Source organism: Sneathiella limimaris (assembly GCF_012932565.1).
GTDB classification, from domain to species: domain Bacteria; phylum Pseudomonadota; class Alphaproteobacteria; order Sneathiellales; family Sneathiellaceae; genus Sneathiella; species Sneathiella limimaris.
This window is the reverse complement of the sequence record NZ_JABBYJ010000001.1, coordinates 1-15,348: the sequence shown is the minus strand read 5'-3', so window position 1 is coordinate 15,348 and position 15,348 is coordinate 1. Positions and strand designations below refer to the sequence as shown.

Below are 15,348 nucleotides of genomic sequence, written 5' to 3'. Positions count from 1 at the left end.
TCTCATGAGTGAAACACCATCGACTGAAGGGCTTGAGGCCCTGAATAACGCCTGGGAGCGTGGCTGCACGTTTCTGGGAACAGAATATGCAATCCTTGGCGGAGCCATGTCCTGGGTTTCCGAGCGGAACCTGGTTGCAGCGATCTCAAACGCCGGTGGTTTTGGCGTCATTGCATGTGGTGCCATGACGCCTGACTTGCTGGATGCTGAAATCAAGGCAACCAAAGAGCTGACAACGAAGCCATTTGGGGTTAATCTAATTACCATGCATCCAGAGCTGGATACCCTGGTGGATATCTGCCTGGAAAACAACGTGGGCCATGTTGTTCTGGCGGGGGGCTTGCCTTCCAAAGACACGATTGCCCGGGTCAAAGAGGGGGGAGCAAAGATCATTTGCTTTACGCCGACTTTGGCGCTTGGCAAGAAACTGGTTCGCTCCGGTGTGGATGCGTTGGTTATTGAGGGAATGGAAGCTGGTGGTCATATCGGACCGGTATCCACCAGTGTGCTGGCGCAGGAAATTCTGCCCAATATCACGGATGTGCCAATTTTTGTGGCCGGTGGTATTGGACGGGGTGAAGCGATTGCCAATTACCTGCGGATGGGCGCTGCCGGTGTTCAGCTTGGAACCCGCTTTGTCTGTGCAGAAGAATGTGTTGCACATCCAGACTTTAAACGGGCCTTTATTCGGGCGAGTGCCAGAGATGCGATCACAACAGTTCAGGTTGATCCGCAATTTCCGGTCATTCCCGTTCGTGCTCTTGGAAATGAGGGATCCAAGAAGTTCATCGAAACCCAGCATGAGGTGATAGCCAAGTACCGTGCGGGCGAGATGGATATGGAAAGTGCGCAGCTCGCTATTGAACATTACTGGGCCGGAGCTTTGCGCCGGGCAGTTATTGATGGCGATGTGGAGCATGGCTCTGTCATGGCAGGTCAAAGTGTTGGCATGGTCAAGAAGGAACAGCCGACAAGTGAAATCCTGCAGGAGCTGGTTACACAAGCTGCGGACGCATTGGTGAACCCTGTTGGCAGGAAGGTTGATGCCTAAATGAGCAGTGCGGCGTTAAGCGGCCCTAGAATTCTGTTCCGTCAGATCCGTGAGGTGATGGCGGGCAAAGGGGATCCTGAACGCCGTTTACAGCGAATTGTCCAACTCATTGCCTCCAATATGATCGCGGAGGTGTGTTCCTGCTACTTGATGCGGGCTGGTGAAATGCTGGAACTGTTCGCCACCGAAGGCCTGAAACAGGAAGCGGTTCACAATACTCGCCTCAGGGTGGGTGAGGGACTTGTCGGTGATATTGCTGCTCATGCGCGCCCATTAAACTTGCCTGATGCGCAGGCTCATCCTCAGTTTGCTTATCGTCCAGAAACAGGCGAGGAAGTCTTTCATTCGCTATTGGGTGTTCCCATCAAGAGGGGTGGGCGCGTTATCGGTGTTCTGGTTGTTCAGAACCGGACAATGCGCCACTATACTGAGGAAGAGGCCGAAGCCCTTCAGACCATCGCCATGGTGGTTGCGGAACTGATTAGTTCCGAAGAGATTATTGCATCCACCGAACTTCTGGATACTGCTGGAAATGCAACCAAGCCGCATCGCTTGACGGGACGTCCGCTTGCTGATGGGCTTGGTATTGGAACAGCGCTGCTGCATGAGCCGCATATCGTCGTCCGCAGAACCATCGCCGAGAATATCGGGGAAGAATTGGACCGACTGAAGGTGGCAATCAGCCGCTTGCAGGAGGGGATCGATGAGATGCTCTCTTCCAGTGATACGCTCATCACTGGCGAGTCACGGGATATTTTTGAAGCCTATAAAATGTTCGCCCATGACAAGAGCTGGCTTCGGAAACTGGAAGGGGCGGTTGATTCCGGTCTGACGGCGGAAGCGGCGATTAAGCGTGTTCAGGACGAAACCCGCAGCCGAATGAAACAAATCACCGATCCCTATATTCGGGAGCGGCTGTCCGATCTTGATGATCTGGCCAACCGGCTCTACTTGCAGCTGGAGAATGGGGACGGGATTGATCGTCAGCACTTAACCGAGGATACGGTTGTGATTGCCCGAAACATGGGCGCTGCTGAATTGCTCGATTATGATCGGGTTCACCTGCAGGCTGTTGTTCTTGTCGAAGGAACTCGCAGCAGCCATGTTGCCATCGTTGCGCGGGCGCTGGGCATTCCTATTCTGGGTCAATGCCGGGAAATCTACAACACGGTGGAAGAGGGCGACCTTGTCCTTGTGGATGGAGAAAATGGTCAAGCCTTTCTGAGGCCGAGCGATGATGTCATCCAGATCTTCAAAAAAAGTATGCGCCATCGGGCGGAGCGGCAGGCTAAATATGCGGCCCTCCGCAGCGAAGAAGCGGTTACCAAGGATGCGGAAAAAGTCTCTCTCAACATGAACGCTGGCCTGTTGATTGATCTTGAGAATTTCCAGGATTCTGGTGCGGAAGGAATTGGCCTTTTTCGAACCGAGCTGCAATTTATGGTTCGCTCTCAAATGCCCAAAGTGGATGAACAGACCGAGCTATATGCCAAAGTTCTCGATCGAATGGAGGATAATCCTGTTATCTTCCGAACCCTGGATGTGGGCGGTGATAAAGCGCTTCCATATCTGGAAATGAAAGAAGAAGAGAACCCAGCGCTTGGGTGGCGGGCGATCCGAATTGGGTTGGACCGGCCTGCACTTTTGAAGGCCCAGCTTCGGGCTATGGTGCGGGCATCAGTGGGACGTAACCTGTCGTTGATGTTCCCGATGATCGCCGAGGTTGCCGAATTTCTCGAAGCCAAAAGCCTTCTGATGAAGGAAATTGAAAAGGAAGAGGCGCGTTCCGGCCAGCGACCCCGTAAGGTCGAAGTCGGTACTATGATTGAGGTGCCATCGATCGTTTGGCAATTGCCTCAGCTTCTCAAAGTTGTCGATTTTGTATCCGTCGGCTCCAACGATCTGATGCAGTTTTATTTTGCCGTTGATCGAGGAAACTCGCGGGTAACGGATCGGTATGACATGCTGAGCCCGGGGTTCATGTCCGTTATGAAATTTATTGCGGATGAGTGCCGAAAGGCAGGGGTGCCTGTTTCCGTATGTGGTGATGTGGCTGGCAAGCCGCTTGAGGCCATGACCCTAATCGGCCTTGGGTATCGCAGCCTCTCCATGTCCATTGAAGGGTTGGGCCCCGTCAAGGAAATGGTCCGTAGCATGGATACGGCAAAAATCCGAGATTTTGTAAATTCACTCTGTATTGTAAATGAGCATAGCGTTCGACCACAGCTAAAGGCGTTCGCCAAGGATCACGCGGTAATCATTTAAATCGTTGAACCTTATCCGCTTTTGCTGATAATAATGAATCTCGACAGGGCGCCCGCTGTTGTTGTCATGGTGGCAGTATTTGGGGGTTCGGGTGCCTGGATTGTGAATGGTGTATTGCGATGTCCAAGCAGGGAAAACTTCCTTTGGGCGAGGATAAGTCCCGTCTGAAACTGGCAATACCGGGAAATGAAACCGATCAGGAGGCTTCCATCTCAAAAAAAACTGAGAAGGAAAATGAAACGCCTCAGGCCAAGCTTGAGGTGGGCCAACAGTCTAACATGGAAACAGCTCAGTCGAATACCGAAGCTGGGACGATGGATGAGCTGTCTGTGACTTCAGAACCATCTGCATCAGATCCCTTGCTTGGGGTGGAAGAAGAGCAGCAATTGACGGTTGGCGCTCACCTAAGAATGGAGCGGGAGCGGCAAGGGCTTAGCCTTCATGAGGTGGCAGAGAAATTGCGTTTGCGTCCAAGTCAGCTGCAAGCCCTTGAGGATGCTGACTATGAAAGCCTTCCCGGGCAAACATTCGTCACCGGATTTATTCGCTCTTACGCGACGACGCTTGGTCTGGATGCCGTGTCAGTTGTGGACCTTTACAAGCAGGAAAACTCTATTGGCCAGTTGAAGACAGATCTTGCCTTTCCAGAGCCAACGCCTGAAGGCCGCTTACCTGGAACAGGGTTGCTGGTGGGGAGTATTCTGGTTGCAGCCGCCTTATTTGGCGCGTGGTATTTTTATCTAAAAGACACATCTTTCGAACTGGAAGTGGTTGAGGATATCCCTGATCGACTGGTCGAAAAGTTCAATGAAGTGACCAGTTCATCTGAAGAGCCCATTGTTGCGCAAAGCGATACGACGAATACTGTTTCAAGTGATCCAGCGGTTGAGCCTGCTCAGCAGGAAGCGGCTCCCATAGTCGCAAAACCTGAAATACTGGAGTCTTCGGAGACGGCTAAAGTTGAAGGCTCTGAAATGTCTTCATCTGCAAATATGGGTGATACTGCTTCAAGCGAAGCGGCTGCACCGACCGAAACGACTGAACCTGCAGAAGCAGCTCCGGGATCTGCTACAAGTGCAGAAGAGACAACGGTTTCCGTACCCCAAAGCGCTGAAGCGCCTGCACCGGCTGAGACCACAGAGGCTGAAACTCAGGCTGAAACCCAGACTGCGAGTGATCAACCCGTTGCCGCAGCGTCATCGGCAGTAGAGAGTAGTAGCACTGCGGAGACTGTCAGCGAAGCCGCGCCCCAGGTCGAGCAACAGGCCGACAATAACAGTTCCGCCCCCGTAGCGGATACACCTGAGCCAACAACTGAAACGGCGACAGCGGCCGAAGAGACAACTGAGCAGGTTGCTGCCGTTCCTGATGCAGCCCCGGTGACTACGGCGCCAGTTACCCTCGGCGTTGAAAATGCGGAAGCGCGATTGATGTTGATGGTTCGCCAAGAAACATGGGTTCAGGTGAAAACAGCAGGCGGAGAGACATTGCTGGATCGGATCATGAATGCAGGGGACACCTTCATGTTGCCAGATGAAAGTGGTTTGACATTAAGTAGCGCAAATGCTGCGGGTCTTGAACTTCGACTGGACGGAACGCCACTTGGCTCCCTTGGTGGGTATGGTGAGATCGTCAGGGACCTGTCTTTAAATCCACAGAATTTGCGAGAACAGTTCGGCTCGGGAAGTCAGTGATTTTCTTTTTTTCGGTATAATCTTGTCCGTCTGGAGGATCACATCATAAATGGGTGTTTGACTGCGGGCGTCTGCTTCGCTAATGAATGGTTGAATTTTTGAAGTGAAGTCGCCATTTTAGGCTTCGAATTGCCTGATTGCCAGGCACAACCAGATCAGTGAAACATCAGTCTCATGAGTGTCAGACCCTATCGCGATATCATTCGCCGTAAATCCCGTCAGGTGACCGTTGGTGATGTAAAGGTTGGTGGCGATGCCCCGATCAGCATTCAGTCCATGACAAATACCCTGACGTCAGACCCAAAAGCTACTATCGCCCAGATCCATGCTCTGGAAGAGGCCGGTGCCGATATCGTGCGGGTGTCCTGCCCGGACGAGGAAAGCACAAAAGCCCTGAAGGAAATTATCCGCGAGACAACAGTTCCGATCGTTGCTGATATTCATTTTCATTATAAGCGTGGGATTGAAGCCGCAGAGGCTGGCGCTGCCTGTCTTCGAATTAATCCAGGCAATATCGGCTCAGCCGATCGGGTCCGCGATGTGGTCAAGGCAGCCGTTGATAACAACTGTTCAATGCGCATTGGGGTTAATGCCGGGTCATTGGAGCGGGAGCTTCTTGAGAAATATGGAGAGCCCTGCCCGGAAGCGATGGTGGAATCTGCCCTCAATCACGCACGGATCTTGGAAGATAATGACTTCACCAATTTCAAGATCAGCGTAAAGGCGTCAGACGTATTTTTATCTGTTGCGGCCTATCAGGGCCTTGCGGAGGCGTGTGATTACCCCCTGCATCTGGGGATCACGGAAGCAGGCGGGCTGATGTCCGGAACGGTGAAATCCTCAATCGGACTTGGTATGCTACTCTGGTCCGGGATCGGGGATACGGTTCGGGTGTCTTTGTCTGCTGATCCTGTACAGGAAATCAAAGTTGGATATGAGATCCTCAAAAGCCTTGGTCTGAGACGTCGCGGTGTGACGATTATCTCCTGCCCTTCCTGTGCGCGGCAGGCTTTTCCAGTTATCAAAACGGTCGAAAAGCTGGAAGAGCGGCTTGAACATATTTCAACACCTATGACCCTTTCCATCATTGGCTGTGTGGTCAATGGCCCGGGTGAAGCCCGAGAAACCGACATTGGCCTGACCGGTGGCGGCAAAGGCAGTCATATGGTTTACCTGAGTGGCGTGACGGATCACAAGATTGATAGCGAACATATGGTTGATCATATTGTCGAGCTTGTGGAAGCAAAGGCTGAAGAGCTTGAAAAGGAAGCCGCGGCGGTAAACAGCTAGCGAAATTTATCGGCCAGCGTTATTCTTCCACCCAATCCAGAACAAAGACAAAACGGAGACAAGAAGTGTCATCACCTCAACCAGTTCGAGGCACCCATGATCTATTACCCGAAGATTTTCGGCGTCATGCGCATGTCAGCAATACGGCGCGGGAAATAGCGGCCCGTTTTGGATATCTGGAAACAGCCACTCCGATTTTTGAATTCACGGAAGTTTTCGCTCGCACCATGGGTGAAACGTCGGATGTGGTATCCAAGGAGATGTACTCTTTCGATAGTCGGAGCGGGGAAAGCATAACGCTTCGCCCTGAATATACGGCCGGTATTTGCCGCTCCTTCATCAGCAATGGCCTGCAACAGAATGTCCCTTATAAGACATTTGCGCATGGTCCGATGTTCCGCTACGAACGCCCTCAAAAAGGGCGGCAGCGCCAGTTCCACCAAATTGATCTGGAATGTATTGGCGCCCCGGAAGCCAAAGCAGATATTGAAGTCATTTCTGTTGGCGCACTCATTCTGGATGCGCTTGGGGTCATGACCAATTGTGAGTTGGAGATCAATACACTTGGCGATACAGAAAGCCGGCAAGCTTACCGTCAGGCGTTGGTCGACTATTTCAGTGATCACAAGAACAAGCTGTCTGAGGACAGCCTCAACCGACTGACCCGTAATCCGCTGCGTATTCTGGACAGTAAAGACAAGGGTGATCGGGTCTTAGTGGAAAATGCGCCGATTTTTACCGACTACCTGAATAGTTATTCCACTGACTTCTTTGCAGAGGTGCTGGAAGGATTGGAAGCGTTGGGTATTGCCTATAATTTGAACCGGCGGCTGGTTCGCGGGCTCGATTATTATACTCATACAGCCTTTGAATTTGTGACAACCGCGCTGGGCGCCCAAGGTGCTTTGATTGCGGGGGGACGCTATGACGGCCTGATCGAAACCCTGGGCGGCAAACCGACCCCTGGCATCGGCTGGGCCGGTGGGGTTGAGCGTCTTGCCATGATGGCTGCGAATGTTCCGGATGCTCCTCGTCCTATTGCGATTGTTCCCGTTGGGGACGTGGCCGAAAAAATGGCGGCGAAGCTTTCCTATCGGCTTCGCACAGAAGGATTTGTCATTGAGATGGCTTATAAGGGCAATGTGGGCAAGCGGATGAAGCGCGCCAACAAACTCGGCTCTCGGGCAGCGATCCTGATCGGGGAAGATGAGCTTGCCAAGAATGTTTGTACTTTCCGGGATCTGGATGCAGGAACACAGGAAGAAATTCCGCTCGAGAAGATTTCTGAAACCCTGAAATCCCTGGGTTAAGGAGCGCCAGATGCTGCCAGAAGAAAAACTCAATATGATCCTTGCTCGGTTCGATGAACTGGAAGCTGCCATGTCTGGTGAAATGGGTGATGTGGCGTCTGATGATTTCGTCAAGATGAGCCGCGAATATTCAGAGATGAAGGGTGTGGTCACATCCATTCAGGAATACCGCAAGGCCCGGGAAGAGCTAAGCGACCTCGAAGAAATGCTGTCCGGTGACGAACTGGATGCTGAGATGAAGGAACTCACCGAGCTTGAGATCGAAGAGCTGAAGAGCCGTGTTCCTGATCTGGAGCATCAGATTAAGATTGATCTGCTGCCCAAGGATGATGCGGACGAGAAGAACGCTATCCTCGAACTTCGGGCGGGCACAGGTGGCGACGAAGCCGCCCTTTTTGCCGGTGATCTGATGCGGATGTATCAGCGCTACGCTGAAGGAATGGGTTGGAAGTGTGAGACCATGTCTCTCTCAGAATCCGATATCGGTGGCATTAAAGAGGCCGTGATCAAGGTGACCGGCCGGAATGTGTTCTCCAAGCTGAAGTTTGAGTCTGGTGTGCATAGGGTTCAAAGGGTTCCAGAAACGGAAACTGGCGGCCGCATTCATACGTCCGCGGCGACAGTTGCGGTGCTGCCTGAAGCAGAAGAAATCGATGTTCATATCGATGAGAAAGATATTCGGGTTGATATCTTTCGGGCATCTGGACCGGGTGGTCAGTCTGTGAATACAACGGACAGTGCCGTTCGAATTACCCATCTACCCACCGGTATTGTTGTGCAGCAGCAGGATGAAAAATCACAGCACAAGAACAAGGCGAAGGCCATGTCTGTGCTGCGCTCCCGGATTTATGAAGCGGAACGGGCTGCGAAGGCAGCTGAACGTTCAGCTGAACGAAAAGGGCAGGTGGGCTCTGGTGATCGCTCCGAGCGGATCCGCACTTATAATTTCCCGCAAGGCCGGGTCACAGACCACCGTATCAACCTCACCCTTTACAAGCTTGATAAGGTAATGGCAGGTGAGGCGCTCAATGAAGTGATTGATGCCCTGATCGCTGAAGATCAGGCTGAACGGCTCGCGGAAATCGAAGAAGCGGTTTAACTCCGATGCGTTTGGATGAAGCCATGAAGGCGGCTGCGGCAGATTTGAGCAATTTGCCCGATGGCGATGGCTGGCGCGATGCGCGCGTTCTGTTGTCTCACCTTCTTGGAGATCGGGAGGCTCTTTTTCGAGAACCTGAGCGGCAACTGACAGCATCTGAAGAGATCCAGTTTTTTGAGTGGGTTGCGCGGCGGAAAAGCCGAGAGCCTGTCTCCCATATAATCGGGCTTCGGGAATTTTACGGGCGGGATTTTGTGGTCTCCTCCAAGGTGCTGGATCCTCGCCCCGATAGCGAAACCTTGATTGAAACTGTCCTTGCGCGATTGGATGATGATCTGTCCGGCCCAAAGATCCTGGATCTTGGTGTTGGCAGCGGCTGCCTGTTGCTCACCCTTCTTTCAGAAGTACCTGGATCGACCGGGATGGGCGCTGATCTCAGTGAGGACGCGTTGCAGGTTGCAAAGCAGAATGCCGATGCGCTTGGCCTGAAGGATCGTGTTCAGTTTGTGCAAAGCAATTGGCTGGAAAATGTGAGCGGTCAATATCACGTTGTAATCAGTAATCCGCCCTATATCGAAACCGATGACATCAGCACCCTTGAGCCGGAGGTTCGGGATTTTGAGCCTCACCTGGCTCTTGATGGGGGGGTGACTGGTTTAGATTGTTACAAGGCGATTTTATCCAAAATTACACCTTTTCTTTACCCTCTCGGCCTTATGGTATTTGAAATCGGCCAGGGTCAGGAAGATGACCTGAAAGAGTTAATGGTAGATGCCGGCTTTGAGGATATTCAGTATCACAAAGATTTAGCGTCAACAGTCAGATGTGTGAGTGGCCGATTAAAAAAATAGATTTTTTGAAAAAAAGAGTTGGAAAAAGAGATGAGCGACGCTAGGGTTATGAAAGCTCAGGCGCACGTGTTCCGGCCCTTTAGAGGCGGGAGCCACTTTTTACAGAAAATCTAATTGAAATCCACATAGATGACCGGCATCTGGCCCTGTAAGTGTACGGGATAAGATTGCCCTGATTTCAAATTCTTGTTTACGGATGTGTGCAGAGATAACTCAATAGAGATGGATTAAATTTTATTATGCGAGTTAGCGGTAATCGTCGGTCTAGAGGCGGACGTTCAAATTCTGGAAGTAATCGGTCAGGATCAAATAGCGGGCGGAATTCAGGGAATAACCGTCGTTCAAATAATGGGAACCGGAGCTACGATAGTAACGGACCTGATGGAAAGATCAGGGGTTCAGCAACCCAGGTTTATGATAAGTACACAACACTGGGGCGTGATGCTCAGACATCCGGTGATCCGGTTGCTGCAGAGAACTACTATCAGCACGCTGAACATTACTACCGTATCATGCTTGCAAACAATCTGGTTAAGCTGGACAAGTTCCAGGACAATCAGGATGACGAACAGGAAAATCAGAACGCGAGTAATGAGGCTGAAGATAAAGATAGCAGCAGTAATGACACTGTTGAGGATTTATCTGATGGCTCAGAAAACGACGCTTCCTCTTCTGAGGATGTTGCTGCTTCTGAGGATAAAGATGAGGCTGACAAGGAGCCAATCATTATCAATCTTGGAGAACCTGAAGCAGCCGATGTAAAAACCATCGAGATAAAGGAAAAGTCTGATGATGGTGAAGCTTCTGAGGAAGCAGCTGCAGAAGACGGCGAGGACAAACCAAAAACCAAGCGTCGGATAAGCCGAACACGGGGATTGCGCCGCCGGACATCACGTCGCCGGACGGATGGTGAAGAAGAAAGTAGTGACGAGCCACAATCGGCTTAATATGAAGGGAGCTCCGGCTCCCTTTTTTATTGTCCAGCAGAGCGATTTTTTCCATAATATGGCTTGCAAAATCTGACCCCAGACCCAAATATAAATCAGGAAACCGTTGGTGGGCTGAGAGCCCGGTCGCCTATTATAGGGGTCGGTCAGTCGCACAATTCAGACAGCGGTCTATGTGTCGAGGATGAGCATGGATTTTGAAAATTATACCGATCGGTCGCGCGGTTTTATACAGGCGGCCCAATCACTAGCGCTTCGTGAAAACCATCAGAAGCTAACCCCAGAACATATCTTGAAAGTCTTGCTGGATGACAAAGAGGGTCTCGCCAGTGGTCTGATCTCCAAGGCTGGGGGTGAGCCGTCAACCGCCTTACAGATGGTTGAGGTCGAACTCAATAAACTTCCGCAAGTGACCGGAAGCGGTGCTGGACAGGTTGCACCAACGCCTGAACTTATGCGTTTATTTGCCAATGCAGAGAAGGTTGCAGAAAAAGCTGGCGACAGTTTTGTCACGGCTGAGCGCCTGCTTCTAGCCCTGACTTTGGAGGAGGGAACACCTGCTGCAAAGATCTTGAAAGAGGCTGGGGTCAACGGCAACAATCTGAACGCTGCCATTAATGATCTTCGAAAAGGTCGGACAGCCGATAGTGCCGGAGCAGAGGGCAGCTATGACGCCCTGAAGAAATACGCACGGGATCTAACCGAAGCTGCCCGGGCAGGAAAACTGGATCCGGTGATTGGCCGAGATGAGGAAATCCGCCGGACTATTCAGGTTCTCTCCCGCCGGACCAAAAACAACCCTGTACTCATTGGTGAGCCAGGGGTTGGTAAAACGGCTATTGTCGAAGGCTTGGCCCTTCGGATTGTGAATGGTGATGTCCCGGAAAGCCTGAAAGACAAGAAACTCATGTCTCTTGATCTGGGGCAGTTGATTGCGGGTGCCAAATTCCGTGGTGAGTTTGAAGAGCGCCTGAAATCAGTTCTGTCTGAAATCTCTGCAATGGAAGGGGAAGTGGTTCTCTTTATTGACGAGTTGCACACCCTGGTTGGTGCTGGCGCAGCCGAAGGATCAATGGATGCGTCCAACCTTTTGAAACCTGCCCTTGCCCGCGGTGAGCTGCACTGCGTGGGTGCAACCACACTGGATGAGTATCGCAAATATATTGAAAAAGATGCGGCTCTTGCCCGTCGGTTCCAGTCCGTTATGGTTTCTGAACCAACGGTTGAGGATACGATTTCAATCCTGAGGGGTCTGAAGGAAAAGTATGAGCTTCACCATGGGGTTCAGATTGCCGATAGTGCAATTGTGGCGGCTGCGACTTTGTCAAACCGCTACATCACAGATCGCTTCCTACCGGACAAAGCTATCGACCTGATGGATGAGGCTGCAAGTCGTCGCCGGATGGAAGTCGACAGCAAGCCTGAAGAAGTGGATGAGTTGGACCGTAAGATCCTCCAGATGAAGATCGAAGCCTCTGCCCTTGAAAAAGAGCAGGACAAAGCGTCTCAGGATCGACTGGAAAAACTGAAGAGTGATCTGGTTAATCTGGAAGCCAAGTCTGAGGAGCTGACGAAAGTCTGGCGCGAAGAGAAAGAGAAGTTAAGCTCTGCGCAAAGTCTTAAGGAGCAGCTGGAAAAAGCCCGTCATGATCTGGCCATTTGTCAGCGTCAGGGTGATTTGCAGAAAGCTGGTGAGCTTGCCTATGGAGTTATTCCCTCTCTTGAGAAACAGCTGGCAGATGCAGAAGAGACTGAGAACTCATCTCTAGTGAAAGAAGGCGTCAAGGAAGACGACATCGCAGGTGTTGTTTCCCGCTGGACCGGTATTCCGGTTGAGAAGATGCTCTCAGGTGAACGTGAGAAACTTCTGGATATGGAAACACGTTTGCGCTCTCGGGTGATCGGGCAGGAAGAAGCTTTGACGGCTGTGTCCAATGCGGTTCGCCGCTCTCGTGCGGGATTGCAGGATCCGAACCGGCCAATTGGCTCGTTCCTTTTCCTGGGTCCAACCGGTGTTGGTAAAACAGAGCTAACCAAGTCATTGGCCGAGTTCCTGTTTGATGACGAACATGCCATCCTTCGGATTGATATGTCCGAGTTTATGGAGAAGCATAGTGTTGCCCGTCTCATCGGAGCCCCTCCCGGTTACGTGGGCTATGAGCAGGGCGGTGTTATCACCGAAGCTGTTCGCCGGCGTCCCTACCAGGTGATCCTGTTTGACGAGGTGGAAAAGGCGCATCCGGATGTCTTCAATATCTTGTTGCAGGTCCTGGATGATGGCCGTCTGACTGATGGGCAAGGGCGGACTGTGGATTTCAAGAATACCTTGATTATCCTGACGTCTAACCTTGGTAGTGAGCATCTTCGCGATGGTGATGCGGATGATCCTTTGGTTCAGGCCAAGGTCATGGAAGTGGTGCGCGATGCATTCCGCCCAGAGTTCCTGAACCGGCTTGATGAGCAGATTATCTTCCATCGCCTGAAGCGCGAAGATATGGATGGTATCGTGGATATCCAGCTCAAGCATTTGGTCAAGCTTCTGGAAGACCGACATATCGCCATCGAACTGGAACAGAGTGCCAAGGACTGGCTCGCTGACAAAGGCTTTGATCCGATTTACGGTGCCCGGCCTTTGAAACGGGTTATCCAACGGTCCTTGCAAAACCCACTGGCGGGTGAAATTCTCAAAGGCACAATTGCCGATGGAGATACCGTCAAGGTGAGTGCGGGCGAAGATGGATTGCTGATTAATGGATCTCTTGCTGAAGCGGCTTAACCCGGTTTAGCAAAAAACTCCAAAAAAGAAGGGTGGCGAAAGCCACCCTTTTTGTTAGCACACACGAATTTCAGAGAAGTTATCTTTTTTATTGTTATTTCTTAATTGCTGCCAAGGCGGGCAACCTGAGTTGACAACGGAATAGAGGCAACCTCTTGATCCACGTCTTTGGTATAATTTTCAAATGCTGTCAGCATTTTACCTTTGAGTTTCCGGCCTGCAGGCAGTTTAACGGACATAGGATTAATCTGCCGTCCGTTTTTATGTACTTCATAATGCAGATGTGGTCCTGTTGAACGGCCGGTTGAGCCAACATACCCGATAATCTGGCCTTGTTTGACCCGAGCGCCTTTGCGGATTTTCTTGGCGAACCCCTTCATATGCGCATAGGCGGTTTTATATTCGGTTGTGTGGCGGATCCGGACATAGTTGCCATAACCGCCGTTACGACCCGCGACTTCCACAACGCCATTACCAGCCGCCATGATTGGTGTTCCGCGAGGCGCGCCAAAATCCGCACCTTTATGCATCTTGGTATAACCCAAGATCGGGTGTTTGCGTTTGCCAAAGCTGGATGTCAGTCGGGCGCCATCAATTGGGGTCCGCATCAGTGTCTTACGAACGCTATGACCTTTTTCCGTATAATAGTCTGTTACACCATCATCACTTGTCTTATAGCGATAAAGGGAAATCTGTGTGCCGCTCAAGGTCATTGAGGCCCACTGGATCTCTCCTTCTTTGAGAGGGCGTCCATCTTCATCGACAAAGCGTTCAAAGAAAACCTCGAAACTGTCGCCGGGCTGGATTTCCCTCTGGAAGTCCACGTCGTAGCTGAAGATCCGGATGAGATCGATGATTACACTGGTTGGTAATCCGGCCTGGGATGCGGACAGAAACAGAGAATTATCGATGGTGCCGCCAGCGCGGGCCATCTTCTTCTCTAATGAAATAACTGTTTCCTGCGCTTTAAACCCTTCGTCAGGATTACGAACAACAGCAACCTCGCGATCGACGTCTTCATTCAAAGAGATACTGAGCAATTTGAACTCAGGTTCAGCGTTTGCATCGTCGCCAGAAGCTTCTTCGGTGAAGCTTAGGGTTACATCCTGACCAATTTTAAGCCGCCTTGGATCAAATACAGAGGACAAGACAGTAATTGCTTCATGACTTTCCTGACGGTTGGCGCCTGCGCGGGTCAGGACCTTCATAAGAGTGTCCCCTTTTTCAACGGACACTGTCTTGATGGTTGGGCCTGCCGGTGTAGGCTCCGTGGCTGTTTCGGAAGTTTCAGTATTCTTGGGCGTATCAGCCTCAATAACAATTTCCTGGGACGGAGCGACTTTCGCTTCCACGGAAACTTCACCAGGAATGAATGCATAGGCGATTAACCCACCCAGTAATCCTCCAGTAAAGAGGACTGCTGCGGGGACTGCCGCTTTCTTGGATTTTCGGGAATATCCTTGGTGACCTGATAAAAAGTTTAACACTAAAACGATACCTGTAACCTAGCGAGGGCGTTAACCCTGTTTGTTAACCTTAAATTAGTTTGTTGAAACAATGCGGATCAGAGGCCGCTTTGTCAAGCTATCCTTAACGTAAGAAGGTTAACGAATTCATCACTGTGGCTTATTTTTTCTGCTCACCTGCTGATCTGATTCAATGATCTGTTGAGGCGATCTGTATGGGTAGGGGCATTACGAGGAGTGAAAAGGGAATTGAGAGGGGGCTTCTTTGAGATCGAAAATGGAAATTTCCCGGTTTTCTGCGGAATTTTAAAAAAGTCAAAAAAATTTAAAAAAAGGGTTTGACGGTTTGTTGTGAGGGGCCTATAAACCGCCCCACGCCGCTTGGGGGGCAACGGTCCTGAGGCCAGCGAGACTGGTAGGGATTAGGAGCTGAACGGGTGGTTTTTTTTACGGGAATTTGGTTCCTGTTTGCTGATTGACATTGTTGATAAGAAGAAGAGATGCGCGGGCGGCGATTGCTTGTGAATTTGTTGACGAGTTTTTGTTGTTGCAGCGTATCTTGATAGTTATGAAAGTAATTTGTCAGCGTGAATATGTGG

11 protein-coding genes are annotated in these 15,348 nt (G+C 51.1%); 9 read left to right on the top strand and 2 right to left on the bottom strand.

The genetic code is table 11. The annotated features are described in order from the left end of the window. Window positions 1–4: 4 nt before the first annotated feature. The 9 genes from HH301_RS00050 (at window position 5) to clpB (ending at window position 13,283) form a co-directional block, all read left to right on the top strand. Window positions 5–1,051, top strand: a complete 1,047-nt coding sequence (locus tag HH301_RS00050) for an NAD(P)H-dependent flavin oxidoreductase (protein WP_169565992.1) — start codon at window positions 5–7, stop codon at window positions 1,049–1,051. Next, on the top strand, window positions 1,052–3,316 hold the full coding sequence (gene ptsP / locus HH301_RS00045; protein ID WP_169565991.1) for a phosphoenolpyruvate--protein phosphotransferase: 2,265 nt from the start codon (window positions 1,052–1,054) through the stop codon (window positions 3,314–3,316). It abuts the gene before it with no gap. Between the two features lie 119 nt (window positions 3,317–3,435). Continuing rightward, window positions 3,436–5,010: a helix-turn-helix domain-containing protein gene (locus tag HH301_RS00040; RefSeq protein ID WP_169565990.1), complete on the top strand. Its 1,575-nt coding sequence runs from the start codon at window positions 3,436–3,438 to the stop codon at window positions 5,008–5,010. Window positions 5,011–5,184: 174 nt separating this feature from the next. Continuing rightward, a complete protein-coding gene (gene ispG / locus HH301_RS00035; protein WP_169565989.1) occupies window positions 5,185–6,300 on the top strand; it encodes a flavodoxin-dependent (E)-4-hydroxy-3-methylbut-2-enyl-diphosphate synthase in 1,116 nt (371 codons plus the stop codon). Between the two features lie 65 nt (window positions 6,301–6,365). Next, window positions 6,366–7,610 carry a histidine--tRNA ligase gene (hisS, locus tag HH301_RS00030; RefSeq protein WP_169565988.1) on the top strand — a complete coding sequence of 415 codons (1,245 nt, stop codon included), beginning with the start codon at window positions 6,366–6,368 and terminating at the stop codon, window positions 7,608–7,610. 10 nt (window positions 7,611–7,620) lie between these two features. After that, the gene (gene prfA, locus HH301_RS00025; protein ID WP_169565987.1) at window positions 7,621–8,709 is read left to right on the top strand and encodes a peptide chain release factor 1; all 1,089 of its coding nucleotides are present in this window, start codon (window positions 7,621–7,623) and stop codon (window positions 8,707–8,709) included. A gap of 5 nt (window positions 8,710–8,714) precedes the next feature. Further along, on the top strand, window positions 8,715–9,560 hold the full coding sequence (gene prmC / locus HH301_RS00020) for a peptide chain release factor N(5)-glutamine methyltransferase (RefSeq protein WP_169565986.1): 846 nt from the start codon (window positions 8,715–8,717) through the stop codon (window positions 9,558–9,560). Between the two features lie 239 nt (window positions 9,561–9,799). Beyond that, window positions 9,800–10,507: a DUF4167 domain-containing protein gene (locus tag HH301_RS00015; protein ID WP_169565985.1), complete on the top strand. Its 708-nt coding sequence runs from the start codon at window positions 9,800–9,802 to the stop codon at window positions 10,505–10,507. A gap of 190 nt (window positions 10,508–10,697) precedes the next feature. Continuing rightward, entirely contained in the window at window positions 10,698–13,283 is a 2,586-nt protein-coding gene (gene clpB, locus HH301_RS00010; protein WP_169565984.1) for an ATP-dependent chaperone ClpB, read from the top strand. A gap of 101 nt (window positions 13,284–13,384) precedes the next feature. Here clpB and HH301_RS17815 read toward each other — a convergent pair whose 3' ends face one another. After that, window positions 13,385–14,770 carry a peptidoglycan DD-metalloendopeptidase family protein gene (locus HH301_RS17815; RefSeq protein WP_169565983.1) on the bottom strand — a complete coding sequence of 462 codons (1,386 nt, stop codon included), beginning with the start codon at window positions 14,768–14,770 and terminating at the stop codon, window positions 13,385–13,387. A gap of 304 nt (window positions 14,771–15,074) precedes the next feature. After that, window positions 15,075–15,348, bottom strand: a 274-nt coding sequence (locus HH301_RS17440) for a hypothetical protein (protein ID WP_206378102.1), incomplete at its 5' end; no start/stop codon positions are given.

Coding starts and splice junctions, on each gene's coding strand:
- HH301_RS00050 (WP_169565992.1), top strand. CDS start 5: ATGAGTGAAACACCATCGACTGAAGGGCTTGAGGCCCTGAATAACGCC.
- ptsP (WP_169565991.1), top strand. CDS start 1,052: ATGAGCAGTGCGGCGTTAAGCGGCCCTAGAATTCTGTTCCGTCAGATC.
- HH301_RS00040 (WP_169565990.1), top strand. CDS start 3,436: ATGTCCAAGCAGGGAAAACTTCCTTTGGGCGAGGATAAGTCCCGTCTG.
- ispG (WP_169565989.1), top strand. CDS start 5,185: ATGAGTGTCAGACCCTATCGCGATATCATTCGCCGTAAATCCCGTCAG.
- prfA (WP_169565987.1), top strand. CDS start 7,621: ATGCTGCCAGAAGAAAAACTCAATATGATCCTTGCTCGGTTCGATGAA.
- prmC (WP_169565986.1), top strand. CDS start 8,715: ATGCGTTTGGATGAAGCCATGAAGGCGGCTGCGGCAGATTTGAGCAAT.
- HH301_RS00015 (WP_169565985.1), top strand. CDS start 9,800: ATGCGAGTTAGCGGTAATCGTCGGTCTAGAGGCGGACGTTCAAATTCT.
- clpB (WP_169565984.1), top strand. CDS start 10,698: ATGGATTTTGAAAATTATACCGATCGGTCGCGCGGTTTTATACAGGCG.